Here is a 24,614-nt window from a genome sequence, read left to right on the forward strand (position 1 = left end):
TCAGCGATCCAGGTTCTTGCCGACGATGCGCATCAGGAAGAGCGCGACGATATTGGCAAGGATGATGGCGTAGACACCGCCCGCCGAGCCGAGGCCGACGTTCTGGCTTTCCAGCACCCGCTGGTAGATCAGGTAGGTGAGCGTCCGTGTCCCGAAGGCGCCGCCGGTGGTGACGAAGATCTCGGCGAAGACGGCCAGCAGGAAGATCGTCTGGATCAGGATCACGATGGTGATGGCGCGGCTCAGGTGCGGCAGCGCGATGAAGAAGAAGCGGGCCAGCGGGCCTGCGCCGTCCATCTCGGCGGCTTCCAGCTGCTCGCTGTCGAGCGACTGGAACGCGGTCAGAAGGATGAGCGTGGCGAAGGGCAGCCACTGCCAGGAGACGATCATGATCAGCGACAGGATCGGAACATCCGTCAGCCAGACCACGGGGTCAGCCCCGAAGGCGCGCCATATATGGGCGAAGACGCCGTTCGTGGGGTCCATGAACATGTTCTTCCACACGAGCGCCGAAACGGTCGGCATCACGAAGAAGGGCGCGATCACGAGGATGCGGACAACGCCCTGGCCCCACATTGGCTGGTCCAGAAGCATCGCCAGCAACACGCCGAAGATGATCGAGACCAGAAGCACCCCGCCCACGATCAGCATCGTGGTGAAGACGGCGGGCCAGAACGAGGAGGAGGACACGAAGCGGACGAAATTCTCGAGCCCCACGAAGCCCAGGTCACCGCCGCGCAGCGGGCGGTAGTCGCGGAGCGAGAACCAGAGCGTCATGCACAGCGGCACCAGCATCCAAACGAGAAGCAGGAAGACCGCGGGGGCCATCATGATCCTTGCCGCTGATCGGGAAGACTGGGTTGCCATGACGCAATTCCTCTTCGTTCAGGCGCGCGGGCCCGGTGAACCGACACTGTGACGCTGAAGCAAAAACGAGGGGGGTGGAAGGCGGCGGCGCGCGCCGCCTTCCGTGCCTTGGCCTGCGGCTTACTGGTAGCCGGCCGCTTCCAGGGCTTCGTTGACGATGTCCTGGGCACGGGCCAGCGCCTCTTCGACGGTCTGCTGACCAGCGTAGGCGTTGGAGAATTCCTGGCTCACTTCAGTCCAGAAGCCAGCGAATTCGGGGATCGCCATGAACTGGATGCCCGTGTACGGAACCGGATCAACGGTCGGTTCGCTCGGGTTGGCAGACAGGATCGAGTCCAGCGTCATCTGAGCGAAGGGAACAGCCGCGTAGTTTGGGTTGTCATAAAGCGACTGACGCGCGCCCGGGGGCACGTTGGCCCAGCCTTCGTTTTCGGCGACCAGCTCGATGTAGTCGGCCGACGTGGCCCACTCGATGAACTGAAGCGCCGCGTCGGACTGCTGCGTGCCGGCGGGGATCGCCAGGGCCCAGGCCCAGAGCCAGTTCGACCGCGGGCCGAGGCCGTTGTCGGGAGCAAGAGCAAAGCCAACGCTGTCGGCCACTTCCGAGTCGTTGGGGTTGGTCACGAACGATGCTGCCACCGTTGCGTCGATCCACATGCCGCACAGACCCTGGTTGAACAGCGAGAGGTTCTCGTTGAAGCCATTGGTCGCGAAGGCGGCGGGGCCGCTTTCCTGCATCATGCCGTTGAAGAAGTTGAGCGTGTTGGCCCAAGCTTCGCTGTCAAGCTGTGCCTGCCAGTTTTCGTCGACGACGCGTGCACCGAAGGAGTTGGCCATCGCGTTGATGAAGGCGCCGCCTTCACCCCAGCCCGGCTTGCCGCGCAGGCAGATGCCGTTGATGTCGTTCTCACGGTCGGTCATGGCCGCTGCCGCTTCACGGATGAAGTCCCAGGTGGGGGCGGCGGGCATTTCGAGGCCGGCGGCTTCCATCAGGTCGGTGCGGTACATCACCATCGACGATTCGCCGTAGAACGGAGCCGCGTAGAGCGTGCCGTCATGGGAAAGGCCGCCGCGCATTGCGGGCAGGATATCATCGACGTTGTAGTCTTCCGACAGGTTGTCGAGCGGGACGAGCCAGCCGTTCGCACCCCAGATCGGCGCTTCGTACATGCCGATCGTCATGATGTCGAACTGGCCGCCGTTGGTGGTGATGTCCGTCGTCACGCGCTGGCGCAGGACGTTCTCCTCCAGCGTCACCCATTCGACGTTGATTCCGGTCTCTTCGGTGAAACGGTCGGTGTAGCCCTGCATCCGGATCATGTCGCCGTTGTTCACGGTGGCGATGGTGATCGTGGTGTCCTGTGCCATGGCGGCAGAGGTGGAAATGCAGAGCGCAAGCGCGGTCGACGCGCGAAGCACGGTCTTCGGGGACATCCGTATCCTCCCTGGTTGGATGTTGTGGAGGCAGACTGTGCCCGAATCATGCGCGCGTCAATAAAATTTTTACTCGCGTAAAAAATATGCGATCACGCCGAAGCCCGAACGACGAGTTGAGCAGGCAGGAGGGTCTCGGTCCGGTTGCGCAGATGCCCGCCGTTCTCGATCACTTCGAACAGGGTCTTCACGCTGCGCTCGGCCACTGCGGAATAATTGTGTGCGGCCGTGGTCAGGGCGGGGCAGGTGAAGCGGGAAAACGGGTGGTCGTCATGCGAGGCGACCCGGAACGCGCAGCCCGGACCGCGCCCGACGCGGAGGCCGCGCTCGTAGCAGGCCGCCAGCACGCCGATGGCGAGGCGATCGTTGCTGCACAGGATCGTGTCGGTCTTGAAATCGCCGGCCGCGATGGCCGAATGCGCGCCCTGTCTGCCGATTTCCTCGAAGCCCCAGCCGTCGCCCTCGACGCTGACGACGACGGGCTCCTGTCCGTGGCGCTCCATGGCCTGGATATAGGCGATGCGGCGCTTGTTGGCGTTCGGGTTGGCGGGCGTGCGCATCTCGAAGAAGCACGGCGTCTCGCCGCTGCGGCACAGGTAATCCACCGTCTGATTGACGAAGCTGGCATTGTCCGAACCGATGAAGGCCTCGCCCATCCCCTCGATATTGCTGTCGAAAAGGACGGTCGGCACGTCCCGGCAGAAGCGCTCGATCTCGCTTCTGTCCGAGGCCCGCCCGAGCGGCGCCAGCAGAACGCCCGCCGGTTTCAGAGCACGAAGGCTGTCGAGGTTCTCGCGCTCCTGGTCGCTGCCGCCGTGGGAGCTGAGCAGGATCGAGCGGAACCCGGCATCGTTGCACAATTTCTCGATGCTGCGGGCGTGCTCGGCGAAAACCGGGTCGGCCAGGTAGGGCACCACGATGCCGATGTTCTTTGTCAGGCGCCGGTTCTGGTTGACGGCGTAGATGTTCGGCCGGAAATCGTAACGTTCGAGCGCGGCCTCGATCCGCGCCCGGGTTGTGGACCGGACGCTGTCGGGGTCGTTGAAGTATTTCGAGACGGTCGGCCGGGACAGGCCGCTTACCGCCGCGAATTCCTCCATGTTGCGTATCTTCTGCTCACTCATCGTGCCGCTTCTGGATCGTTCGTCGCCAACGAGGCGCGGGGTCCGCTCCGCCCTCACGCGATAAAACCTGCATTAGATTGCGCGAGTAAAGTTCAAATAGGCTCGGGGTGTCCGAAACGCCAGCGGCCGTGACACCGTTTCGCCCTGCAAACGGGCTGCGACGCGCCCCGGGCCCGGCCGCTGGCCCTGCGAGGGAGCGACGCGCCTGGCATAATCCCGAGGTTATCCGATCGCGCATTACCGGACGTTTTTCTGCCGTCCGGTGCGGACTAACCTCCCCCTGCGAACAGCGTCGCAGGCGTCGAAAGGACAGGGCATGTTGAGGACCGGCACGGAGTACCTGGAAAGCCTGAGGGACGGGCGGGTCGTCTATCTCGGGGGCGAGCGGATCGAGGACGTGACCACCCATCCCGCCTTCCGCAACGCCGCCCGCACCATCGCCGAGTTCTACGACGCCAAGGCAGATCCCGCCCGCCGGGACGTGATGGCCTACGAGGAGGATGGTGAGCTCTTCTCGATGTACTACAAGCGCGCGACATCGGCGGGGGACCTCGCCGCGCGCACGCGCTGCCACCGGGAACTGGCCGAACTCAGCTACGGCTTTCTCGGACGCTCTCCGGACTACATCGCAAGTTTCGTCACCGGCATGTCGATCCTGCCCGGCTTCTTCGAGGAGCGGGCGGAGAACCTGACCGCCTTCTACGAGCACATGCGCAAGACCGACATGTACGCCGCCCACGCCATCGTCTCGCCGCAGGGCTCGCGCGACGCCAGCGCCTACCAGCAGGCGAATTACGAGAACCCGTCCTGTCGGGTGGTGGCCGAGACCGACGAGGGCGTGATCGTGTCGGGCATGAAGATGCTGGCCACCGGCGGTGTGCTGGCCGACGAGATCTGGGTCGGCAATATCCTGCCCCTCTCGCCCGAGGCCCAGGCGGAATCGATCACCTTCTCGATGCCTGTCGCGACGCCGGGCCTGTCGCTCTGGTCGCGGAAATCCTACGAGCGCGAGGCGGTTTCGGAGTTCGAGGCGCCGATGGCCGCGCGCTTCGACGAGACCGACGCGATGGTCCTGTTCGAGAATGTCCTCGTCCCCTGGGAGCGCGTCTTCGTCCACAACGATCCCATGCGTTCGCGCGGGCTCTATATCCAGACGCCGGCGCACAGCTACGGCAACCACCACTCCAACGTCCGCTTCGCGGTCAAGCTGCAGCTTCTGGTGGGGCTGGCCAGCCGGGTCGCGCAGGCCAACGGCGCCCACAAGGTGCCCGCCGTGGCCGAGACGCTGGGCCGCCTCGCCGCGATGGAGGCGCTGATCGACGCGGTGATCGCCGGGCAGATCCAGGCCTGCGAGGAATGGCCGGTGCCGGGCTACGTCACCTACAACCGGCGCATGATGTATGCCGGGCTGAACTGGGGCGTGGAGAGCTATTCTGCGATCATCGACACGGTGCGCACGCTCTGCGGCGGGGGCGTGTTGCAGATGCCCGCCGACGGCACGATCGCGCAGAACCCGGAGCTCTTCGAGAAATTCCGCACCTACTGGCACTCGCCAAACGGCTCGGCGCTCGACCGGATGAAGCTCTTCAAGCTGGCCTGGGACCTCGTCGGCTCGGAATTCGCGGGGCGGCACCAGCAATACGAGAAGTTCTTCCCCGGCGCCTCCTTCATCGTGCGCGGCCACAGCTTCCGCGAGGCGCCGTGGGACAGGTTCCACGCCATGGTCGACGGTATCCTCGACCGGATGGAATTGCCTGGCCCCGTGGCGGGCGTTCCCGAAGCCGCCGAGTAGGCCCGCCCGCTCCGACTGGGCGCGGTCGAGGTCCGGGAGACGCGTCAGGCGCCCGCGCCGCCCAGCCGGAAGAAGGCGCCATGCCGGTAGATCAGCGCGCCCGCACCCGCGCGCCCGAACGAGACGGCAACGACGTCACAGATCAGGATCGCGTGGCTGGCGGCGTCGACGATCTCGGCGACATCGCATTCGAAGCGGCAGGCGGCGGCGCGCAGGATGGGCAACCCGCCGATGCCCGCCTCCCAGCCGCCGCCGTCGAACCGGTCGCCCCCACCGCCGTCCATGCCGGCAAAGCGCATCGCCGTCTCGGCCTGGTCGTCGGTCAGGACGTTGATGGCGAGCGCCCGGCTCCGGCGGAGTGCGTCGAAGGTCGTCCCGCGCTGGTTCACGCAGGCCAGAAGGCGGGGCGGCTCGGCCGAGAGCGCGCAGACCGATGTCGCCGTCAGCCCGTAGCGCTCGCCTCCGGTGCAGGTGGTCAGTACGTTCACCCCGCCGGCCATGTGGCGCATGCCCGCGCGGAAGTCGTCGGCCTCCACGCAATCAGCGGCCGCATTGCGTGTCACGGAATGAGAGAAGGGCAGATGCGCCTCTTCGTCCGGCCCGGCGCCCTGCGCCTTCCGCTTCGGACGACTGTCTTCCATGGATCAGCCTCCGGGACGGCCCGGGTTCACATGCCCGCAATTGTCGCAGACCTGGTTCTGCGGGTCGGAATAGTATTCCTCGAAGATCGGCGGCATGTCGCGTTCGAGGTTCTCGATGAAGGCCGTCTTTTCCCACAGGACCGCATTGCAGTTCTGGCAGTACCAGCGGTGCTTGTCGGTCATGCCGCCCTTGCGGATGCGCTCGACGATGATGCCCACGGTGTCCGGGCCCCGCATCGGCGCGTGGGGGACGTGCGCGGGCAGAAGATAGACGCAGCCCTCGCCGATCTTCACGGCCTCGGCCTTGCCGTCCACTTGCAGACCCAGCGTCATCTCGCCCTTGAGCTGGAAGAAGAATTCCTCGGTCTGGTTGATGTGGTAGTCGGTGCGGCTGTTGGGGCCGCCCACGACCGTGACCATGAAATCGTCCTGCGCGAAGATGGTCTTCGCGGCGGTCGGCGGCTTCAGCTTGTCGCGGTTCTCGTCGATCCACTTCATCAGGTTGAAGCTCTGCAGCGCCGGCGCGAATTTCGGCGTTCCTGACTGATCGTTCATGGTGCCATCCTCCTTCTTTGGGGCGGTGCGGGTCTCAGGCCTTGGCGAAGCGGGTGGGATCGACCCCCTCGGGCAGGTGTTCGGCCGGGTCCCAGGCGGATTTCTCGTGTAACCCGAAGGCTTCCGCCCAGTCCAGATTGTGCTCTTCCAGCGCGGTGCGCAGGGTGTCGTTGAACCGGTTCAGCCATCCGAAGAGCGAAATCACGGACAGGATCTCGACGATCTGCGGCGTGGTGAAATGCGCCTTCAGACGCTCGATGTCGGCGTCGGTCGTGGCGTTCGGCGTGAGCGAGGCGCCGCGGGCGAGGTCGAAGGCCGCGCGCTCGGCCTCGGTGAAGAGGGGGCTTTCCTCGTAGTCCCAGATCGCGTTGAGCTTTTCCTCCGGAACGCCCCATCTCGCCGCCGACTGGATGTTGTGCGCCTGGCAGAACTGGCAGCCCGCGGTGGAGGAGGAGATGTAGGCCACCAGGAACCGGAAGCCGCGGTCGAGCGTGCCCTCGTCGCGGATCACGGCCTTGGACAGCGCCATGAAGGCCATCAGGATCTCGGGACGGTGCGCGAGGATGCGGTAACTGTTGGGAATGTAGCCGTTGGAGGCGCGGATCACGTCGAGCGGCGCTCGGTATTCCTCGGAAAGATCGTCGAGATCTGCGGTTGGCAGCCGTGACACGTGCGTTTCCTCCTTGGGCGTCTTGTCCCGTTCCTCCCCCGAGACTGGCAAATCGCACTCGCGATTTCCAATCAGGATCGCCCCGCGTCGCATGTTGTTTCGGTTATGCGAGGCCTTCTAGGGCGGCGATGGTCCGATCGGTGTCATTCCGCCTTGCCCGCTGTCAGGCGCCGGGCCTCGCGCCGCAGAAGCCGGGCGAACTCGGTCGCGGCCGGCGGTGCCGGACGTCCGGCGGGCGTGACGAAGGCGATTTCGCGCGGGGCGGGCGAGCCTGCAAGGTCCACCGCCCGGATCGCCCGTGCGCCGAGGCCCGTCGCGGCATAGCTCGGCAGGATCGCGGCACCGAGGCCGGCCTCCACCATGGCCAGCACGGTCATGACGTTGACCACCTCGTGGCGCGGCTGGAGCGTGACCCCCTCGCGGGCCGCCTGCGCATCGACGAGACCGCGGATCCCGCTCGGCGGGCGCAACAGGATCAGATCGGCCTCCGCGAGGTCCGCCCAGCCGAGCGCGCCGCGGCGGGACAGCGGATTGTCGGCGGGGACGAAGGCCATCAGCCGGTCGCGGAGCACCTGCAACCGGGTCGCTGTGGGAATGCCCGGGTCGAAGGTGCCGACCGCGGCATCAACCCGGCCCGCCGCCAGCGCCTCGCGCATCGCCCCGGTCGGCACGTCGAGCAGGCTCAACCGCACTTCCGGCCGGATCCCGGCGAAGCGCGCCATCACCGGCGGCAGGAGCGTGGCGGCCAGAACCGGTGGCGCGGCGATGACGAGGCGCGCGGCGCGCGTCTCGGCGAGCAGGCGCACCCGCGCGCGCGCCTGCTCCAGCCGGTCCAGCACCACGCAGACCTCCGCGAGATAGGCGCGCCCTTCCTCCGTCAGCGCGATCTTCCGCGTCGTCCGGGTGAGGAGCGGCAGACCGAGCGTCGTCTCCAGGTCGCGGACATGGCCCGAGACCACCGGCTGCGACAGGCCCAGGCCCTGTGCGGCCTCGGTGAAGCTTCCGGTTTCGGCCACGCTGCGGAAGCTGCGCAGTTGCTTGAGGGTTTCGGCCATAGATTTTCCAAATGAATTGATCTGACTTTCTGTGATTATCATATCAATCATGGCCGGCTAGAAAGGGAAAACGACCCCGATTGCGAGCGTCATGCCGGACCCCATCGCCCCAGAGACCCGCCGCGAGGATGCGCCGCTTCTGCGCGGCGCAGGCCGGTTCGTGGACGATCTCGGCGGTCCGGAGGCGCTGTTTCTGCACGTGCTCAGGGCCGATGCGGGGCCGGGGCGGATCGTCTCGCTCGACGTTTCGGCGGCGTCGGGCGCGACGCTGATCCTGACGGCGGCCGATCTCGAGGGGCTGGGACGCGCCGGTGTGAACCCGCTCGTTCCCGGCATGGTGCCCCATCCGTCGCCCATCCTGGCGGCGGGCCGGGTCGCCGCGGCGGGGGAGCCCGTCGCCGCGATCCTGCATCCCGACCGAGAGCGGGCCGCCGACCTGGCCGAGGCGATCGTGCTGGAGATCGAGGAGGAGGCCGGGGAAGGCGCCGATGCGCTGTCATTCGACTATGCGGCGGGTGACGTGGACGCGGCCTTCGCCGCCGCGGTGCACGTGGTCTCCGCCCGGATCGCGCATCCTCGCGTCAGTCCTTTCACCCTCGAACCCCGCGCCGCGCTGGCCGTGCCACAGGCCAATGGGGAGCTGAGGGTCTGGCTTTCGACCCAGACGCCGCACCGGGCGCGCGACGATCTCGCGCGCATCCTCGGCCTGTCCCCCGACCGACTGCGCGTTATCGCCCCCGACGTCGGCGGGGCCTTCGGCGGCAAGGCCTCGATCTATCCCGAGGACGTGCTCGTGGCGCTGGCCGCGCTGCGTACCGGGCGCGCCGTTCGCTGGACGGCCCGCCGCAGCGAGGATTTCCTCGCGGCCAGCCACGGGCGCGGCGGGACGCTTTCGGGCAGGCTTGCCGTCGACGCGGAGGGGCGCTTCATCGGCCTCTGCGCCGATGTCGACTTTCCCCTCGGCTCCTGGATGCCGTTCTCGGCGGCGGTCCCCACGCGCAACGCGGCGCGCATCCTGCCGGGCCCCTACGGCATCGCCGCCATCGACATCAAGGCCCGGGCCCGCATGGGCGGCGGGGCCGCGATGAACATCTATCGAGGGGCGGGACGGCCCGAGGCCGCCATGCTGATGGAGCGGCTGGTGGAGGAGGTCGCCGCCGCGACCGGCATCGATGCGCTGGACCTGCGCCGCCGCAACGCCATTCCGCGCGCGGCCTTGCCCGCCAGGACGCCGACGGGCGAATGGCTGGATGCCTCGGATTTTCCGGGGCTCCTTGACCGGCTCGACGCCACGGCCGACCTCGCGGCCTTGCGCGCCGCCCGAGACGCCGCCCGCGCCGATGGCCGGATTGCGGGCCTTGGCCTCGCCCTCTACGCCGAGCCCTGTGGCGCGGGCTTCGAGACGGCGCGCATCGCGTTGCGGCCCGATGGACGCATCGCCGCGGTCACCGGATCGACGGCGCAGGGGCAGGGGCGGCTCTCGGCCACGGCGAGGCTGCTTGCGGGTCGTCTGCACCTCGCCCCGGACGCCATCGAGGTCCGCGCCGGCGACACCGGCCTTCTGCCCGAGGCGATCGGGGCGCTGGCCAGCCGATCCACGGCGATCGGGGCGACGGCGATGGCCGAGGCCTGCGACCTCTTTCTCGGGCTTGCCCGCGCCCGCGCCGCCGAGGCGCTGCAATGCGGCCCGGACGAGGTGGGCCTCGCCCCCGGTGGCTTCGTTTCATCGGCCGGTGCCGGTTTGTCCTGGTCCGGCCTCGCCGCCGCCGCGACCGAGCGCGGGGAGACACTGGAGATCGACCACCGGTATACCGCACCGGCCGAGGCCTGGGCCTCGGGCGCCGTCGCCGCGACGGTGGAGATCGACGTCGAGACCGGAATGCCAACGCTCGGGCCGATCCACTGGGTCGACGATGCGGGCCGCGTCCTGAACCCCCGCCTGGTCGAGGGGCAACTCGTCGGCGGCCTCGCGCAAGGCGTCGGCGAGGCGCTGATGGAGCGGATCGTCTACGAGGGCGGCCAGCTTCTGACCGGCTCGCTCATGGATTACCAGGTGCCGCGTGCCTCCGACATTCCGCCCGTCCGCCTGACAAGCGCGCCGGTTCCCTCCGCCGCGAACGCGCTGGGCGCGAAGGGGGTGGGGGAGGCTGGCAACATCGGTGTGCCCGCCGCCATCGCGAACGCCATTCACGACGCGCTCCGCCCGCTCGGCGTGACGCGCATCGACCCACCCTTCACCGCCGCCCGCATCTGGGAGGCGATCCACGACGTCAGCACGGGAGGCGAAAGGTGAGATACCGCAAATCCGAGGCCAAGGACTACGCCCGCGCGCATCTGCGCGGCATCTGGGCGGCGGCGACGCAGCCCTTCGCGCCCGATCTCTCGCTCGACGAGGCAGGGTTCCGCCGCAACCTCCGGCACTGGACCGACGATCTCGGCATCGACGGCATCTTCGTCGGGGGCAAGCAGGGCGAATATTTCTCCATGTCGCTGGAGGAGCGGAAGGCGGTCTTCGAGATCGCTGTGGACGAACTGGGGTCCGCCTCCACGGGCGGGGGCGGCACGATCCTGTCCTGTTCCGACCAGAACCTCGACACGGTGATCGAGCTGGCCCGCCATGCCGAGGCGATCGGCGCCGATTTCGTGGTCATCCACGCCCCCGTCCTGTCCTTCTTCCGCAGCCAGGACGAGACGGTCTACGAATATTACCGCCACATCGCAGAGCAGGTGGATATCGGCATCGCCATGTGGAGCCATCCCGACGCGGGCTACCTGATGTCGCCCGAGCTTTGCGCCCGGATCGCGGACATCCCCAACATCGTCGCGATCAAGTATTCCGTCCCGCGCGAGATGTATGTCCGCCTGACCGAACTGGCCGGGGACCGGATCATCGTCTCGACCGCGTCCGAGCGCGAATGGCTCGACAACGTGCTGGAGCTTGGGTGGCAGTGCTACCTCTGCTCGAACCCGCCCTACCTGTTCCAGACCGCGGCCGACCGGCGGATGAACGACTACACCGAGCGTGCCTTCGCGGGCGACGCGGCGGGCGCACGGGCGATCTGGAAGACGCTGGAGCCGGTGCGCGAGGCCTTCGAGGCGACGCGCCCGCCCGAGAAGCCGCAGGCGCACGCGAAGTACTGGCAGGAGCTTCTGGGCCAGGCCGGCGGGCCGGTGCGCCGCCCGCTCCTGGACCTCACCGAGGCCGAGAAGGTCGCGATCCTGTCGGCTTTCGAGGGCTGCGGGCTTGGCGGCATCGACAGCGGGGCGATGCGCCATGGCTGAGGCGCGGCCGCTACGGCTGGTCCTGATCGGCTGGGGTGCCATCGCGACACGTGTCGCCGCGCTCCTGTCCGAACGCGGCACGCCGGCGCGGGTGGTCGCGGTCGCCCTTCGCAATGGGTCGGTGCCACGCACGCCGCTGCCGCCGGGGGCGGTCCTGATCGACGATCCCGCCGCCCTGTCCGACCTCTCCCCCGACCTCGTGCTGGAGGCCGCGGGGCGTGAGGCGCTCCGCCAATGGGCGGGAGCCGCGCTCGACGCCGCGCCGCGCCTCGTCGTGGCCTCCACCAGCGCGCTGGCCGACGACGCCTTCCGCGAGGCGCTCATCGCCCATGCCGTCCGCGCGAGGTCCCGGATCGAGATCACGCCCGGCGCCATCGGCGGGATCGACGCGCTGCGCGCGGCCTCCGTCCTGCCGGTGGAGAGCGTGCGCCACACCATCGCCAAGCCGCCGACCGCCTGGGCCGGGACGCCCGGCGAGGCGATCCTCGCCGATGCCCCTCCGGGTGCCGTCACGCTGTTTCGGGGCAGCGCGCGCGAGGCCGCGCGGCTCTACCCGCAGAACGCGAACGCCACCGCCACGACGGCGCTTGCAGGGATCGGCCTCGACCGGACGGAAGTCGAGATCGTCTCGGACCCCGCGCTGAGCCGCAACCGCCATGTCATCGAGATCGACGGGGCGGCGGGCCGGATGCGCGTGGACCTGGAGAACGCGCCATCGGCCAGCAACCCCAAGTCGTCGGAACTGACGGCGCTCAGCCTCGTTCGCGCGGTGGAGAACGCCGTCCTGCCGCTCTGCCTCTGAGCACAAGGAGACCGCCCTTGAAGGACCTCACGACGGCCGATTTCGCCACGACCCTCGCCGCGCTGGGGCAGACGCCCGCGCTCGTCGATTTCTGGGCGCCGTGGTGCGGGCCCTGCCGCATGCTGGACCCCGCGCTTGCGCGGATCGAGGCGGCGCTGGGCGAGGATCTCGCCGTCTTCAAGGTCGATATCTCCACCGAGGAGCCATTGGCCGAGGCCTGGAACGTGAAGGCGACGCCGACCTTCCTCCTGCTCCACCGGGGAGCAGAGATCGGCCGCCGGGTCGGTGGCCTGCCCGCTACGGCGCTGGCGCAATGGGTGCACGAGACGATCGCGCGCACCTAGATCAGAGCGGTCGTGATCGCGGGCCAGTAGCTGAGCATCACGAGAACCACCATCACCACGAGGATGAAGGGCAGAAGCTCGCGGAAGATGTCGGTGGGCTTCGCCTGCGACATGGCGGCGGCGATGTAGAGGCCCGCGCCCACGGGCGGCGTCAGCAGGCCGAGCACGAGGTTGAGGCACATGATGACGCCAAGCTGGTATGGATCGATGTCGTAGATCCCCGTGGCGATGGGCAGCAGGATCGGCCCGATCAGGATCAGCGCCGAGATCCCGTCGAGGACCATCCCGATCAGCAGCAGGCCGACATTGAGGATCAGCAGGAACACGAAAGGGTTCGACGTCAGCGCCGACAGCCGCTCGGCCAGTTGCTGCGGGATCGCCTCGTAGACGATCACGAGGCCGAAGACATTGGCGGCGGCGACGAGGAAGATCACGAGGCTCGCGTTCTTCGCGGTGCGCACGAAGACCTCGGCGAGGTGGGAGAGCTTTATTTCGCCATAGAGCAGCCAGCCGATCAGAAACGCGATGAGAGAGGCGACCGCCGCCGATTCCGTGGGCGTCGCGATGCCCAGAAGGATGCCGCCCACGATCGCCACCGGGATCAGTGCCGCGGGCGCGCAGTCGCGCAGCGCGCGCAACGCCTCGGGCCGCGACATCCACCCGCCCTTGGGAAAACCGCGCGCAAGGCCGATGGCCGTGATGACCGCGCAGAAGGCGGCGCCGAGGATCAGGCCGGGCAGGATCCCCGCGAGGAACATGTCGCCGATCGGCACCTGGGCCAGCACGCCGTAAATGACGAACAGCATCGAGGGCGGGATGATCGGGGACAGCAGGCCGCCCGCCGCCGTCGTCGCCGCGGCAAAGCTGCGGTCATACCCCTCGCGCTCCATCTCCGGGACCATGGCGCGCGACATCACCGCGATCTGGCTCGCCGCCGAGCCGATGATCGCGGCCATGAACATGTTGGCCAGCAGGTTGATGTAGGCGAGGCCGCCGCGGAAGCCGCCGACGAACACCCGCGCGGCGTTGATCAGCCGCTTGGTCAGGCCGCCCTCGTTCATCAGCTCGCCCGTCAGCATGAAGAGCGGGATCGCCATGAGCCCGTAGCTCTCGACCCCCGCGAAAAGCTGCTGGGCGAAACTGTCGAACAGGACCTCGTTGCCGCTCGACTGGATGTACCAGATCGCGCTGATCACGAGGACAAGCGCGATGGGCACGGCCCCGAACAGCAGCAGGCCGAAGACGGCGGCGGTCATGGGCGGTCTCCGGGAAGAGGAATGGCCTCCGCGGTCTCGGCGCCCGAAAGCCGCGCGACGAGGTTGGCCACGGCATGCAACGTCGCGCCGAGTGCGAAAAGCGGCATGACCATCCAGACCCAGACCTTGGACACGGATATGGTCATCGTCGGCTCGGAATAGATGAAGTTGAAGGTCGCGCCCTGGAAGGCGATGACGTCGAAGCCCGCGCGGGCGAAGTCGATCGGATCGAACCAGCGCCAGCAGAAATGGACCATCGCCAGCGCGAAGCCCAGCACGACCACATCCACGAAGATATCGATCCAGCGTGCCGCGGGGGCGGGCAGCACCTCCTTCAGGAACGTGACCGAGATCGCGTCGCGATGCGCAAGCGAGGCCGAGGCGGCGAGGAACGCCATCCAGATCATCGCGTAAATGGCCAACTCGTCGATCCAGAAGATCGAGTTGTTCATCGCCCGGGTCACGACATTGGTCAGGATCAGGCCGGTGATCGCCACGGCCAGTGCGGCCGCTGCGGCAAGCTCGGCCCGGGCCCAGGCCCGGGAGATGCGTTTCAGAAACATGGGCGGCACTCTCTCGGACCGCGGGCCCCGCGAAACTCCGTCCACGGGACCGGTGCGGCCGGGGGTGCCGTGGCACCCCCCGTCGTTCGGCAGCCGCGAGCCTGGGCCACGGCTGCCGGGCTGAGGATCACTCGCGGGTGGCGTCGGCCACGGCGCGAAGCGTGGTCAGCGTATCGCCGGCGCGCTCGCTCCAGATCGCATCCCACGCCGCGGTCGCATCCGCGAAGAAATCGGCATCGACCGCCGTGTAGGTGATCCCGGTGCCCGCGATATCCGCCAGCCAGACAGGATCCTGCGCGACGTAGCTGTCGATCGTGCTGTCGATGGCCGCGCCCAGAAGCTCGGAGATCATCGCCCGGTCCTCCTCCGAAAGGCCCGCCCAGATCCGTGCCGAGACAAGCGCCACCGCCGGGAACATCATGTGGTTGGTCTCCAGCATCGTCTGCGCATGGTCGGAATAGCGCTGAAGCCAGATGATCTCGGCGTCCATGTCCACCGCGTCGACCTGTCCGTTGGCCAGCGCGTCGTAGACATCGGGAAGCGGCATCGGCGTCGGCGCCATGCCGAGCGCCACGTAGAAGTCGCGGATCGGCTCGAACGGGGTGATCCGGACCTTCAGGCCGTCGAGGTCGGCCGCGCTCTCCAGCGGGCCGCGGCCGACGATCTGGCGCAGACCCGCCATGCCGTAGCCGATGCCCACGACACCCACCGTGCCCGGCAGGCTGTCGAGGAGGGCGCGCGTCTCGTCGGTGCGCAGGATGCGGCCCGCATGGGCGATGTCGTCGGCGAGGAACGGCGCGTAGAAGGCGCCGAACTCGGGCGCGCGGTTGGAGATTTCCGCGACCGTGATGATCGCCATGTCGAGCGCGCCGGTCTGCATCAGCTGCAGCATCTCGGCTTCGTTGCCGAGTTGGCGGGCAGGGAAGACCTCCACCGAATGCGCGCCGCCCGAGGCTTCGGCCAGTTGCTCCGCGAAGCTGTTGGCGGCCAGCGTCCACATGTGTTGCGGCGGCGTGAGCAAGCCGAGGCGGAAGTCTTCGGCCGCGGCCGTGCCGGCGATGGTTGCGGTGCCCGCAAAGACCACCGCCGCGGCGGCGATGGAAGTCCTGATGGTCATGTCTCGTCTCCCTGACGGTCCGTTTTACGTTTTCCCCGCTTTTCCAGCGGTTGCATCGAGTTTTCCCCCGAAAATCGCCGGAACCAATGGCAATCTTCGGTAATTCGTATAACCTGTGACATATGCAAAAGCTACCGGAAGGAAGCGGATGGTCGCCGTTGCCTCGGTGGCGTCGCGCGGGGCCCTGTCCATGAAACCACCCGTCTCGGCGGCGCAGCTCAACAACCGGCTGAAGCTCCGTTACCTCGCCTTCCTCGTCAGCGTCGACGAGGAGCGCAGCATCTCGCGCGCGGCCGAGCGTTTCGCCATCTCCCAGCCCGCCGCGACGAAACTTCTGCGCGAGATAGAGGACCTCGTGGGCGCGCGCCTGTTCGAGCGCTCGCGCTACCACGTCGCGCCGACCGCGTCGGGGCAGATCGCGCTCAACACCGCGCGGCGCATCCTGTCGGAGGTGCGCCAGCTCGGCGAGGAGCTGAAGGCGCTCTCGGGTGGCGAGACGGGGCGGGTCAAGATCGGCTCGCTCATCTCGGCCTCGACGACGCTTCTGCCGCTGTCGCTGGGACGGCTCGCGGAGCGGTTTCCCCGGATCACCGCCTCGATTTCCGAGACGACGGAGGACGTGCTCCTGCCCGCGCTGGCGGTGGGGGATCTCGACGTGGTGCTCGGTCGTCTGCCCGCGCGGCGCGACCCGAAATTCCGGATGCGGCTGCTCTACCGGGAGGAGTTCTGCATCGTGGCCCGCCCCGACCACCCGATCTTTTCCAGTGGCGGGGACCTCGCGCGCCGTCTCAGCGACCAGAACTGGGTCCTGCCGCCGGTGACGACGATGACGCGGGTGGAGACCGAGCAGACGCTGATCGCCGCGGGCCTGGGCGCGCCCCGCGTCGTCGCGGAATCCTCGGCCGTCATGGTCAATCTGCGTCTCGTCCAGAGCGCGGATGTCCTCAGTGCGATGCCGCTCACGCTGGCGCGGACCTACGCCGCGATGGGCACGCTCGCCATGGTCGAGGGCGGGCCGGAATTCCCGAAAAGCCAGATCGGCATCGTCACGCGGGCCGAAGCCGACCTGACCCCTGCCGCGCGCCATTTCATCGCCGCGGTCGAGGAGGTGGCGGCCGAGCTCGGCTGACAGGGCGGCTAAGAGGTCGCGTGCAGCCGTGGAGCCTCGATGCCGGCCAGCCGCGCCATGTGCCAGGCGAGGACATGGTTGCTGCTTAGGACCGGCCGTCCCGTCTCGGCCGAAAGCGCGGGGAGGATCTCGCGCGTCCGCAGGTTGGTGCAGGACAGGAACACGCAATCGGCCCCTGACCCGTCGAGCGCACGGAGCGCCGCCTCCCGGATCGAGGCCGGGTCGATCCGCGCCACGCGCGCCTCCACGCGTTCGCCGAAGGAGACGGCGGAGGGCACCTCGTGGCCCGCGGCAACGAAGGCCGCGCGGATCGGCTCGGCGACCTCCGCGATATAGGGCGAGACGAGCGCGATGCGTGCCGCCCCGATCTCGGAGAAGGCGGCGAGCGCGGCTGTCAGCGGGTTCGTCACATGGGCGCAGTCGCAGCCCGCGCGGATCAGGTCGGCGACCCGGACCGCGCCGATCAGGCTGGTGCCCGAGGTGCAGGCATAGGCGACCGCGTCATGAGGCACGGCGGGCAGGAGGGCGGCGGCGCGGGTCAGGTGCCCCTCCATCTCCGCGATGGTCCCGGCGGTCAGTTCCGCGCCGGACGGCACCCGGCTGACATGAAGGCGCGCTGCATCCGGCGGGAAGGCGTGGCGCAGGTCCTCCTCCACGGTTTCGTCCACCTGCAGGACGACCGCCCCGAAGCGCGGGCGCGGATCCTCGCACAGCCGGTAGGGGAAGGTGCCGGTCATTGCCCGACCACCGGAAGTTCGGCCGGTGCGCGTGGTGACAGGAGCTCGGCGCCATCGGCGCGCAGGACGAGGTTCTCCTCGTGCACCATGATCCGGCCCGGCGCGATCTCAACGCCCGGCTCCAGCGTCAGGACCATCCCCTCTCGAAGCGGCGTGGCGTCCCAATCCGTCAGCGAGGGCCATTCCGTCAGCGCGATCCCCAGCCCGTGGCCCAGCCGCCCGCCGAGCGGGGTCTGACCCGCCGACAGAAGGCTTCGGTGCATCACGTCATGGGCCTCGCGCGCCTCCATCCCCGGGCGGAGCGCGTCGAGCGCGGCCTCCGTCGCCTCGAACAGCGCCGCGTGAGCCCGGCGGCTCGCGTCATCGGCCCGCCCGATGGAATAGTTGCGGTCGAAATCGCAGAAATAGCCCTGCCGTACGGCGCCGGTATCGAGCATCAGGACATCGCCCTGAGACAGCGCTCGCGGCTCTGCGGGCGAGATCACGTCGCCGTAGCCGCCGGGCCCCGCGCCCCCTGCAAGGTAGGACACCCAGTCGGCGCCTTCCTCCAGCAAAACCGCCTGGAACCGCCGGAATACGGCGTCGAGCGGAACGCCCGCCGCCGCGATCTCGGGCACGCGGTCGAAGGCACGGCCCGCGATGGCGCAGGCCTCGCGGATCGCGGCCACCTCGCGCGCGGACTTCACCTCGCGCACGCGGTGGAGCGGCGCGGTCCCCTCGACGAAGCAGCGCGCGCCGATCGCCGCCGCGACGCGGGCATGGTCGGCCAGCGGCATGCGCAAGTGCGTCTCGCGCCCCATCGGCAGACCGATCCGTCCGCCCTCCGCCACCGTGTCGCGCAGCGTTCCGGCCAGAAGGCTCACGCCGTCGTCCTCGGGGGCGGGCGACACCCAGGTCCGGATATCTCCGAGCCATGTCCGGCCCATCAGGTCCGCGCCGATGGCGGGGATCACGGCGATGGGGTCGCCGGAGGCGGGCACGACCACGAACCAGGGCCGCGTCGGGCTTTCCCAGAACCGGGTCAGGAAGCCGGTGACGTAGAAGATGTCCGCCGGCGTCGTCAGGAGAAGCGCGTCGAGCCCGGATTCCGCCATCGCCGCCTGAAGCCGGCGGGTGCGGTCGCGGAACTCCTCCGGCGGGAAGACGAGCGAGCGCTCAGGCATCCTCGGGGCCTTCGCTGAGGATGGCCAGCACGCGCGCGTCGGGCGGCAGCGGAGGGCGCCCGGCCAGCATCGCTGCGATCCCGGCCGCCCCCGAGGGCGTGGTCTCCAATCCCTCCGTCGACAGCCTCGCGACGGCCGTAGCGGCTTCGGCCTCGGTGACCGTCACCACCTGGTCGGCATCCCGCGCGAGACCGGCAAGCGCGATCATCGAGGGCGTCTTGCAGTCGAGCCGCCCCATGGACGAAACCGGCCCCGCTGTTGTCTTAATTGCGCCCGCACGCAGGCTTTCCAGGATCGCGGGCGCCGCCTCGGGCTCGACCACGACGATGACGGGGGCCTCACCCCAGGCCCGCCGGAAAAGCGCGGCAAGCGCCGCCGCCATGCCGCCTACGCCCGCCTGCAGGAAGATATGGGTGGGCGGTGCGTCGATCTGGTCGACGATCTCGGCGCCGATCTGCAGGTAGCCCTCCATCACGCGGAGGGGCATTTCCGTGTAGCCCGGCCAGGAACTGTCGGACAGCAGCGTCCAGCCCTGCCGCGCGGCCTCGGCCTCGGCGGCTTCCATGCTGTCCTCGTAGGTGGCGCCTGCGCGCCGCACCTCGGCCCCCTTGGCGGCCAGCCGCGCGGCGAAGGCCTCGGGCACGGTGTCGGAGAGAAAGACGACCGCGCGCGCCCCGAAGAGCCGCGCGCCCGCGGCCACGGACAGGCCGTGGTTTCCGGCGCTCGCCGTGGCGTAGACGCGCCCGTGCAACGCCTCGGACCAGTTCGAACCACGCGCCGCGCGCGCCTTGTTTGCCTCGCGGGCGATGGCATGGGCGGCCCCCAGCGCCTTGAAACTGCCCAGTCCCATCCGGTCGCGTTCGTCCTTCAGTTGCAGGGTGCCAACGCCGATCTCCCGCGCGAGGCCGGGCAGCGACAAGAGCTGCGTGGCCGCATGGGCGGGGCACAGCGAAAGAAGTGCGCCCACCGCCGTGGCGTCGTCGAGCGGCAGCGGGGCGAGGCCGGGCAGTCCCTTCCCCCGATGAGGATTTCGGTAGTCTTCAACCATGCAGTTCGGCCCCTCCCTCGGTCATCCTAACAGGGCTGGCCGGGGGCGCCACCTTTGCCGTCGCGCGAAAAAGGGCGGCGGCACGCGGGGGGTGTCCTTCCACGGGGTAGGCGGGATAGGGTCGCCAGACGCAGCGGCCGACCGCGGGGACAGGTACATGACGCTCCATCCGCTCGCGCGCGCCGCGGGCCACCTACTGGGCGACGAGGCCGTGTCCTGGACACCGCTCCATGGCGGGGATCTGTCCGAGGTCGTGCGCCTCATCACCACCTCGGGACGGAACATCGTCGCCAAGTCCGGGCCTGACCCGGAGGCCGAGGGCGCGATGCTGGCCGCGATCCGGGCCACGGGCGCGCGCGCGCCCGAACCGCTGACGGTGGGGCCGGGGGTCCTTGTCCTGGAGGATGCGGGACCGGCGGCGTCGGCGCCCGGGCCGGACCACTGGAAGAGCCTGGGCGAGACGCTTCGCCTCCTTCACGACGGCGGGGGGGCGGGCGACGGCTTTGGCTGGGACCGAGATTATGCCTTCGGCCCCGTCGTCATCCGGAACGGCCGGCATGGAAGCTGGCCGCGCTTCTGGATCGAACGGCGGCTGCTGGCCGATGCCTCGGACCTGCCGCCCGACCTCGCCGGCCGGATCGAGGCCCTGTCGCCCCGGATCGCCGCGATCCTGCCGGAGCGTCCCCGGCCGAGTCTGCTGCACGGCGATCTCTGGACCGGGAACGTGCATTTCGACGAGGCCGGCGCGGCCTGGCTGATCGACCCGGCGAGCTACCATGGCCATGCGGAGGTGGACCTCGCCATGCTCGGCCTTTTCGGTGACCCGCCGCCCGCTTTCCGCGACGCATACGGAACCGATCCGGACACATCGGAAACGGCGCTTCGCCGCGCGGTCTACCAGCTCTGGCCCGCGCTCGTGCACCTGCGCCTGTTCGGCGCGGGATACCGGGCGATGGTCGAGCGGCTCCTGGACCGGATCGCCGCCTAGCCTTAGCCTGCGATCCGCGACGGCGCGCCCACGGTCAGCTCGTTCACCGCGTTCACGATGGTCTGCCGGTCGATCCCGAAATGCCGGGCGAGGTCGCCGATGGTTCCGGTCTGGCCGAAGTGTTCGACCCCGTGCGGGATCGTCCGGTGGCCCGCCACGGCACCCAGCCACGAGAGCGTCGCGGGATGCCCGTCGATCACGGTCAGGATCGCGCAATGCCGGGGCAGGGGGTCGAGCAGGCGCTCGACATGGGCGCGGGCGGAGCGGTTGCCGCGCGCCCGCTCGCGCTGCGCGGCCGTCCAGCCCGCGTTCAGCCGGTCGGCGGAGGTCACGGCGAGCACCGCGATGTCGCGCCTGTGCTCTGCGATCATGCCGGCAGCCGCGATGGCCTCGTCGGCGACCGCGCCCTGGTAGGCGATCACGACCGAGCAGTTCGGCCCCGGCGGGCGCAGCCAGTAGGCGCCATCGATGGTGCCCTGACGGAAGGCGTCGTCGGCGCGTTTTCCGGGTTGTTCCAGCGGCTTCGTCGTGAGCCGCAGGTAGACCGAGCCGCCGGTCTCGTCGCGAAGCCACGTGCGCTCGTCCGGGTCGCCCTCGCCGTCGCGCTGCAGGTAGTCGAAAGCCCATTCCATGATGACCGCCAGCTCGTCGGCGAAGGCCGGCTCGAAGGCGGCGAGGCCGTCCTGCGCGATGCCCGTCAGGGGCGTGCCGATCGACTGGTGCGCGCCGCCCTCCGGCGCGAGCGTCACGCCGGAGGGCGTGCCCGCGATGATGAAACGCGCGTCCTGGTAGCAGGCGTAGTTCAGTGCATCGAGGCCGCGATGGACGAAGGGGTCGTAGACGGTGCCCACGGGGATCACGCGCTTGCCCCACAGACTATGGGCAAGTCCGGCGGCCCCCAGCAGGAGGAACAGGTTCATCTCGGCGATGCCGAGCTCGATATGCTGGCCCTCGGGGGCGAAGTTCCATTTCGCGGTCGAGGGGATGCGATGCTCGATGAAGGCGTCCGGCAGCGCCTCGCGGGCGAAGAGCCTGCGGCGGTTCACCCATGGGCCGAGCGACGTCGTTCCGGTCACGTCGGGCGAGGTCGTGAGGATGCGCGAGGCAAGCGAGCTGTCTCCGCGCGCCAGTTCGTCGAGGATCTTGCCGAAGGCGGTCTGCGTGGAGATCTCGCGGTCCTTCGGCGCCTCGATCCCCGGCACGGGCAGGCGGGCATCGGCATAGCGCCGCGCGCCCTTGGCGAAGAAGGGGACCGATGCGAGGAAGGCCTTCAGGCCGTCCACGTCCGCGACGCCCGCGAAGGGCTCCCATTCCTGGTTCTCCGGCACCCCCATATGGCGCTGCCACTCGGCCATCTGCGCCTTCGTCATCAGCCCGCCGTGGTTGTCCTTGTGCCCCGCGATGGGCGTGCCCCAGCCCTTGATCGTGTAGGCCAGGAAACACGTCGGCCGGTCATGGTCGATCCGCGCGAAGGTTTCGGCCATCGTCTCCACGCAGTTGCCACCGAGGTTCTCCATCAGCGCGGCCAGTTCCGCGTCCGACCGCCGGTCGATCAGCGCGGTGACATCGCCCTGGTCGCCGAGATCGTCCATCAGGCGCTTTCGCCAGACCGCGCCGCCCATGTAGGTCAGGGCCGCGTATTCCGCGTTCGGGCAGGCGTCGATCCATTCCCTCAGACGGTCGCCGCCGGGCTCGGCGAAGGCCGCGCGCTGCAGCGCGCCGTATTTCACCCGCACCACGTCCCAGCCGAAGGCGTCGAAAATCTTCTCGATCCGGCCGAAAAGCCCCTCGCGCACGATCCCGTCGAGCGACTGGCGGTTGTAGTCGATGATCCACCAGGTGTTGCGCAGGCCGTTCTTCCAGCCCTCCTGCAGGACCTCGTAGACGTTGCCCTCGTCCATCTCGGCATCGCCCACCAGTGCCACCATCCGCCCGGTGGCCACGTCGCTTCCCCAGTCCTTCGCCGCGATGAAGTCCTGCACCATCGAGGCGAGCGCGGTGATCCCCACGCCGAGGCCCACGGAGCCCGTGGAGAAATCCACATCGTCCACGTCCTTGGTGCGCGACGGATAGCTCTGCGCGCCGCCAAACCCCCGGAAAGCCTCCATCTTCTCGCGCGGGAGGTTGCCCATCAGGTATTGCATCGCGTGGAACACGGGCGAGGCGTGCGGCTTGACCGCGACCCGGTCCTCCGGGCGCAGCGCGGAGAAGTAGAGCGCGGTCATGATCGAGACCATCGAGGCGGAGGAGGCCTGGTGCCCACCCACCTTGATCCCGTCGGGGTTGGGCCGGACGTGGTTGGCGTTATGGATCATCCAGTGCGACAGCCACAGAAGCCTCTGCTCGATCGTCTTGAGATGGGACATGCACCTTTTCTCCCCGCTGCGGCCGTCTCAGCCGTCCTTGTAGTAGTAGCTGTAGCCGTTCAGCGCCGGAGCGCCACCCAGATGCGCGTAAAGGACGCGCGATCCCTTCGGGAAGAAGCCCTTTTTCGCGAGGTCGATCATGCCTTGCATGGATTTCCCCTCGTAGACGGGGTCCGTGATCATGCCTTCCGTGCGCGCGGCGAGGCGGATCGCGTCGTTCGTTTCCTCCGACGGCACCCCGTAGGCGGGGTAGGCGTAGTCGGGGTTGATGACGATCTCGTCCTCGCGGATCGCGCGGCCGAGGCCCACGAGGTCCGCCGTGTTGTCGACGATCGAGCGGACCTGAGCGCGGGTCTGGTCGAGCGTGCCGGAGGCGTCGATGCCGATCACGCGGTCGGCGCGATCCTGCGCCGCGAAGCCCACGATCATGCCGCCCTGGGTGGAGCCCGTGACGACGCAGACGATCACGTAGTCGAAGCGGAAGCCCAGCTCTTCCTCCTGCCGCGCCACTTCCTCGGCGAAGCCCACGTAACCCAGCGCGCCGTACTTGTGGACGGAGGCGCCCGCCGGGATCGGGTAGGGCTTGCCGCCCGCCTCCTCGACCGAGGCGATCGCGGCCTCCCAGCTCTCGCGGATGCCGATGTCGAAACCCGCGTCCACGAGGCGGCTGTCCGCGCCCATCAGGCGGGTCATCAGGATGTTGCCGACCCGGTCGTAGACGGCGTCGTAGTGCGGCACCCACTTTTCCTGGATCACGACGCATTTCATGCCGATCTTGGCGGCGGTCGCGGCGACCATGCGGGTGTGGTTCGACTGCACGCCCCCGATGGACACGAGCGTATCCGCGCCCGAGGCGATGGCGTCGGGCACGATGTATTCGAGCTTGCGCAGCTTGTTGCCGCCCATGGCGAGCCCCGAGTTGCAGTCGTCGCGCTTGGCCCAGACCTCGACCCCGGCGCCGATGGCTTCCGAGAGGCGGGGCAGGGGCTCGATGGGGGTCGGGCCGAACGTGAGGGGGTAACGGTCGAACTTGTCGAGCAGTGACATCAGGAAGCCTCCTTGAACGATACGCATCCAGACTAGCGGCGCGGTGCATGAAGGTGCTTCCGAAGTTCGTTCTCGGGTTGCTATGTTCTTCCGGTATTTGACCCAATAAGATCGATACGGCGCATATTTTCGTCACCTGATGAAAGGATCTTCCATGGCTGCCCTCGACCGAATCGACCGCGGCATCCTGCGCCACCTTCAGCGCGACGGGCGGCTTTCGAACGCCGATGTGGCGCGGGCCGCGAACATCAGCCCCGCGACCTGCCACAGGCGGATCCAGCGGCTGGTCGAGGAGGGACACATCACCGGCACGCACGCGCGGATCGCGCCGGCCTCGGTGGGGCTTGGCACGCTCGTCATGGTGGGCGTGGTGCTCGACCGCTCGACGCCCGAAAGCTTCGCGGAGTTCGAGGAGGCGGTGGGCGGCCTGAAGGAGCTTCTGGACTGCCACCTCGTCGCGGGCGACTTCGACTATCTGCTGAAGATCCGCGTGCGAGACATGGGCGACTTCAACATGTTGCACGGGCGGATGCTGATCGCGCTGCCGGGGGTGCGGCAGATCCGGACCTTCTTCGTCCTCAAGGAGGTGAAGGAGAACGCGCCCCTGCCGTTCTGATCGGCGCGTCACGGAGCG

Annotated in this window: 23 protein-coding genes; 8 read left to right on the forward strand and 15 right to left on the reverse strand. The window is 68.7% G+C overall.

Annotated elements, in window-relative coordinates:
* The 3 genes from N8I71_RS07845 to N8I71_RS07855 form a co-directional block, all read right to left on the reverse strand.
* Entirely contained in the window at positions 1–867 is an 867-nt protein-coding gene (locus N8I71_RS07845) for a carbohydrate ABC transporter permease (protein WP_262877401.1), read from the reverse strand.
* Positions 868–987: 120 nt separating this feature from the next.
* Entirely contained in the window at positions 988–2,301 is a 1,314-nt protein-coding gene (locus tag N8I71_RS07850) for an ABC transporter substrate-binding protein (protein WP_262877402.1), read from the reverse strand.
* A 92-nt stretch (positions 2,302–2,393) separates the two neighbouring features.
* Positions 2,394–3,425: a LacI family DNA-binding transcriptional regulator gene (locus N8I71_RS07855; RefSeq protein ID WP_262877403.1), complete on the reverse strand. Its 1,032-nt coding sequence runs from the start codon at positions 3,423–3,425 to the stop codon at positions 2,394–2,396.
* Between the two features lie 316 nt (positions 3,426–3,741).
* On the opposite strand from N8I71_RS07855, the gene N8I71_RS07860 reads away from it, so the two are divergent.
* Positions 3,742–5,217 carry a 4-hydroxyphenylacetate 3-hydroxylase family protein gene (locus N8I71_RS07860; RefSeq protein WP_262877404.1) on the forward strand — a complete coding sequence of 492 codons (1,476 nt, stop codon included), beginning with the start codon at positions 3,742–3,744 and terminating at the stop codon, positions 5,215–5,217.
* Positions 5,218–5,261: 44 nt separating this feature from the next.
* Here N8I71_RS07860 and N8I71_RS07865 read toward each other — a convergent pair whose 3' ends face one another.
* The 4 genes from N8I71_RS07865 to N8I71_RS07880 form a co-directional block, all read right to left on the reverse strand.
* Positions 5,262–5,858 (reverse strand): flavin reductase family protein, encoded by a 597-nt coding sequence (locus tag N8I71_RS07865; protein WP_262877405.1) that lies wholly within the window; start codon positions 5,856–5,858, stop codon positions 5,262–5,264.
* 3 nt (positions 5,859–5,861) lie between these two features.
* Positions 5,862–6,413 carry a 3-hydroxyanthranilate 3,4-dioxygenase gene (locus N8I71_RS07870; RefSeq protein ID WP_262877406.1) on the reverse strand — a complete coding sequence of 184 codons (552 nt, stop codon included), beginning with the start codon at positions 6,411–6,413 and terminating at the stop codon, positions 5,862–5,864.
* A gap of 34 nt (positions 6,414–6,447) precedes the next feature.
* The gene (locus tag N8I71_RS07875) at positions 6,448–7,083 is read right to left on the reverse strand and encodes a carboxymuconolactone decarboxylase family protein (protein WP_262877407.1); all 636 of its coding nucleotides are present in this window, start codon (positions 7,081–7,083) and stop codon (positions 6,448–6,450) included.
* Between the two features lie 143 nt (positions 7,084–7,226).
* Positions 7,227–8,138, reverse strand: coding sequence for a LysR family transcriptional regulator (locus N8I71_RS07880; protein ID WP_262877408.1), 912 nt, complete (start codon positions 8,136–8,138; stop codon positions 7,227–7,229).
* 91 nt (positions 8,139–8,229) lie between these two features.
* Between N8I71_RS07880 and N8I71_RS07885 the strand changes: the two genes are divergently transcribed.
* From N8I71_RS07885 to N8I71_RS07900, 4 genes are read left to right on the forward strand one after another with little or no spacing between them, the layout of a single operon-like run.
* Entirely contained in the window at positions 8,230–10,431 is a 2,202-nt protein-coding gene (locus N8I71_RS07885; protein ID WP_262877409.1) for a xanthine dehydrogenase family protein molybdopterin-binding subunit, read from the forward strand.
* Complete coding sequence (locus N8I71_RS07890; protein WP_262877410.1) at positions 10,428–11,420, forward strand: dihydrodipicolinate synthase family protein; 993 nt, start codon at positions 10,428–10,430, stop codon at positions 11,418–11,420. Before N8I71_RS07885 ends, N8I71_RS07890 begins: the two co-directional genes overlap by 4 nt.
* Positions 11,413–12,222, forward strand: a complete 810-nt coding sequence (locus tag N8I71_RS07895) for an aspartate dehydrogenase (protein WP_262877411.1) — start codon at positions 11,413–11,415, stop codon at positions 12,220–12,222. The genes N8I71_RS07890 and N8I71_RS07895 overlap by 8 nt, the downstream gene beginning before the upstream one ends.
* A gap of 17 nt (positions 12,223–12,239) precedes the next feature.
* Positions 12,240–12,566 carry a thioredoxin family protein gene (locus N8I71_RS07900; RefSeq protein ID WP_262877412.1) on the forward strand — a complete coding sequence of 109 codons (327 nt, stop codon included), beginning with the start codon at positions 12,240–12,242 and terminating at the stop codon, positions 12,564–12,566.
* Here N8I71_RS07900 and N8I71_RS07905 read toward each other — a convergent pair.
* From N8I71_RS07905 to N8I71_RS07915, 3 genes are all read right to left on the reverse strand, one after another.
* Positions 12,563–13,822, reverse strand: coding sequence for a TRAP transporter large permease (locus N8I71_RS07905; protein ID WP_262877413.1), 1,260 nt, complete (start codon positions 13,820–13,822; stop codon positions 12,563–12,565). The genes N8I71_RS07900 and N8I71_RS07905 overlap by 4 nt on opposite strands.
* On the reverse strand, positions 13,819–14,385 hold the full coding sequence (locus N8I71_RS07910; protein ID WP_262877414.1) for a TRAP transporter small permease: 567 nt from the start codon (positions 14,383–14,385) through the stop codon (positions 13,819–13,821). The genes N8I71_RS07905 and N8I71_RS07910 overlap by 4 nt, the downstream gene beginning before the upstream one ends.
* A 127-nt stretch (positions 14,386–14,512) precedes the next feature.
* On the reverse strand, positions 14,513–15,502 hold the full coding sequence (locus N8I71_RS07915; RefSeq protein WP_262877415.1) for a TRAP transporter substrate-binding protein: 990 nt from the start codon (positions 15,500–15,502) through the stop codon (positions 14,513–14,515).
* Positions 15,503–15,692: 190 nt separating this feature from the next.
* Between N8I71_RS07915 and N8I71_RS07920 the strand changes: the two genes are divergently transcribed.
* Positions 15,693–16,631 (forward strand): LysR substrate-binding domain-containing protein, encoded by a 939-nt coding sequence (locus N8I71_RS07920; protein WP_262877416.1) that lies wholly within the window; start codon positions 15,693–15,695, stop codon positions 16,629–16,631.
* 8 nt (positions 16,632–16,639) lie between these two features.
* Here the strand turns inward: N8I71_RS07920 and N8I71_RS07925 are convergent, their stop codons facing one another.
* From N8I71_RS07925 to N8I71_RS07935, 3 genes are read right to left on the reverse strand one after another with little or no spacing between them, the layout of a single operon-like run.
* Positions 16,640–17,368 carry a maleate cis-trans isomerase family protein gene (locus N8I71_RS07925; RefSeq protein ID WP_262877417.1) on the reverse strand — a complete coding sequence of 243 codons (729 nt, stop codon included), beginning with the start codon at positions 17,366–17,368 and terminating at the stop codon, positions 16,640–16,642.
* Positions 17,365–18,531 (reverse strand): M24 family metallopeptidase, encoded by a 1,167-nt coding sequence (locus N8I71_RS07930; protein WP_262877418.1) that lies wholly within the window; start codon positions 18,529–18,531, stop codon positions 17,365–17,367. Before N8I71_RS07930 ends, N8I71_RS07925 begins: the two co-directional genes overlap by 4 nt.
* Positions 18,524–19,579: a pyridoxal-phosphate dependent enzyme gene (locus N8I71_RS07935; protein WP_262877419.1), complete on the reverse strand. Its 1,056-nt coding sequence runs from the start codon at positions 19,577–19,579 to the stop codon at positions 18,524–18,526. The genes N8I71_RS07930 and N8I71_RS07935 overlap by 8 nt, the downstream gene beginning before the upstream one ends.
* 157 nt (positions 19,580–19,736) lie before the next feature.
* On the opposite strand from N8I71_RS07935, the gene N8I71_RS07940 reads away from it, so the two are divergent.
* Entirely contained in the window at positions 19,737–20,567 is an 831-nt protein-coding gene (locus N8I71_RS07940) for a fructosamine kinase family protein (protein WP_262877420.1), read from the forward strand.
* A 2-nt stretch (positions 20,568–20,569) separates the two neighbouring features.
* On the opposite strand, the gene N8I71_RS07945 is transcribed toward N8I71_RS07940, so the two are convergent.
* The gene (locus tag N8I71_RS07945) at positions 20,570–22,933 is read right to left on the reverse strand and encodes a transketolase (RefSeq protein ID WP_262877421.1); all 2,364 of its coding nucleotides are present in this window, start codon (positions 22,931–22,933) and stop codon (positions 20,570–20,572) included.
* Positions 22,934–22,960: 27 nt separating this feature from the next.
* Positions 22,961–23,980, reverse strand: a complete 1,020-nt coding sequence (locus tag N8I71_RS07950; RefSeq protein ID WP_262877422.1) for a 1-aminocyclopropane-1-carboxylate deaminase — start codon at positions 23,978–23,980, stop codon at positions 22,961–22,963.
* 154 nt (positions 23,981–24,134) lie between these two features.
* On the opposite strand from N8I71_RS07950, the gene N8I71_RS07955 reads away from it, so the two are divergent.
* A complete protein-coding gene (locus N8I71_RS07955) occupies positions 24,135–24,596 on the forward strand; it encodes an Lrp/AsnC family transcriptional regulator (protein WP_262877423.1) in 462 nt (153 codons plus the stop codon).
* The last annotated feature ends 18 nt before the right edge of the window (positions 24,597–24,614 follow it).

The sequence above is a fragment of the Roseicyclus sediminis genome, from assembly GCF_025515305.1.
GTDB lineage: Bacteria > Pseudomonadota > Alphaproteobacteria > Rhodobacterales > Rhodobacteraceae > Roseibacterium > Roseibacterium sediminis.

Bases quoted from the DNA above. Each gene is read 5' to 3' on its own strand.
- N8I71_RS07845 (WP_262877401.1), bottom strand. From the start codon at position 867: ATGGCAACCCAGTCTTCCCGATCAGCGGCAAGGATCATGATGGCCCCC.
- N8I71_RS07850 (WP_262877402.1), bottom strand. From the start codon at position 2,301: ATGTCCCCGAAGACCGTGCTTCGCGCGTCGACCGCGCTTGCGCTCTGC.
- N8I71_RS07855 (WP_262877403.1), bottom strand. From the start codon at position 3,425: ATGAGTGAGCAGAAGATACGCAACATGGAGGAATTCGCGGCGGTAAGC.
- N8I71_RS07860 (WP_262877404.1), top strand. From the start codon at position 3,742: ATGTTGAGGACCGGCACGGAGTACCTGGAAAGCCTGAGGGACGGGCGG.
- N8I71_RS07865 (WP_262877405.1), bottom strand. From the start codon at position 5,858: ATGGAAGACAGTCGTCCGAAGCGGAAGGCGCAGGGCGCCGGGCCGGAC.
- N8I71_RS07870 (WP_262877406.1), bottom strand. From the start codon at position 6,413: ATGAACGATCAGTCAGGAACGCCGAAATTCGCGCCGGCGCTGCAGAGC.
- N8I71_RS07880 (WP_262877408.1), bottom strand. From the start codon at position 8,138: ATGGCCGAAACCCTCAAGCAACTGCGCAGCTTCCGCAGCGTGGCCGAA.
- N8I71_RS07885 (WP_262877409.1), top strand. From the start codon at position 8,230: ATGCCGGACCCCATCGCCCCAGAGACCCGCCGCGAGGATGCGCCGCTT.
- N8I71_RS07895 (WP_262877411.1), top strand. From the start codon at position 11,413: ATGGCTGAGGCGCGGCCGCTACGGCTGGTCCTGATCGGCTGGGGTGCC.
- N8I71_RS07905 (WP_262877413.1), bottom strand. From the start codon at position 13,822: ATGACCGCCGCCGTCTTCGGCCTGCTGCTGTTCGGGGCCGTGCCCATC.
- N8I71_RS07910 (WP_262877414.1), bottom strand. From the start codon at position 14,385: ATGTTTCTGAAACGCATCTCCCGGGCCTGGGCCCGGGCCGAGCTTGCC.
- N8I71_RS07915 (WP_262877415.1), bottom strand. From the start codon at position 15,502: ATGACCATCAGGACTTCCATCGCCGCCGCGGCGGTGGTCTTTGCGGGC.
- N8I71_RS07920 (WP_262877416.1), top strand. From the start codon at position 15,693: ATGAAACCACCCGTCTCGGCGGCGCAGCTCAACAACCGGCTGAAGCTC.
- N8I71_RS07925 (WP_262877417.1), bottom strand. From the start codon at position 17,368: ATGACCGGCACCTTCCCCTACCGGCTGTGCGAGGATCCGCGCCCGCGC.
- N8I71_RS07930 (WP_262877418.1), bottom strand. From the start codon at position 18,531: ATGCCTGAGCGCTCGCTCGTCTTCCCGCCGGAGGAGTTCCGCGACCGC.
- N8I71_RS07935 (WP_262877419.1), bottom strand. From the start codon at position 19,579: ATGGTTGAAGACTACCGAAATCCTCATCGGGGGAAGGGACTGCCCGGC.
- N8I71_RS07940 (WP_262877420.1), top strand. From the start codon at position 19,737: ATGACGCTCCATCCGCTCGCGCGCGCCGCGGGCCACCTACTGGGCGAC.
- N8I71_RS07945 (WP_262877421.1), bottom strand. From the start codon at position 22,933: ATGTCCCATCTCAAGACGATCGAGCAGAGGCTTCTGTGGCTGTCGCAC.
- N8I71_RS07950 (WP_262877422.1), bottom strand. From the start codon at position 23,980: ATGTCACTGCTCGACAAGTTCGACCGTTACCCCCTCACGTTCGGCCCG.
- N8I71_RS07955 (WP_262877423.1), top strand. From the start codon at position 24,135: ATGGCTGCCCTCGACCGAATCGACCGCGGCATCCTGCGCCACCTTCAG.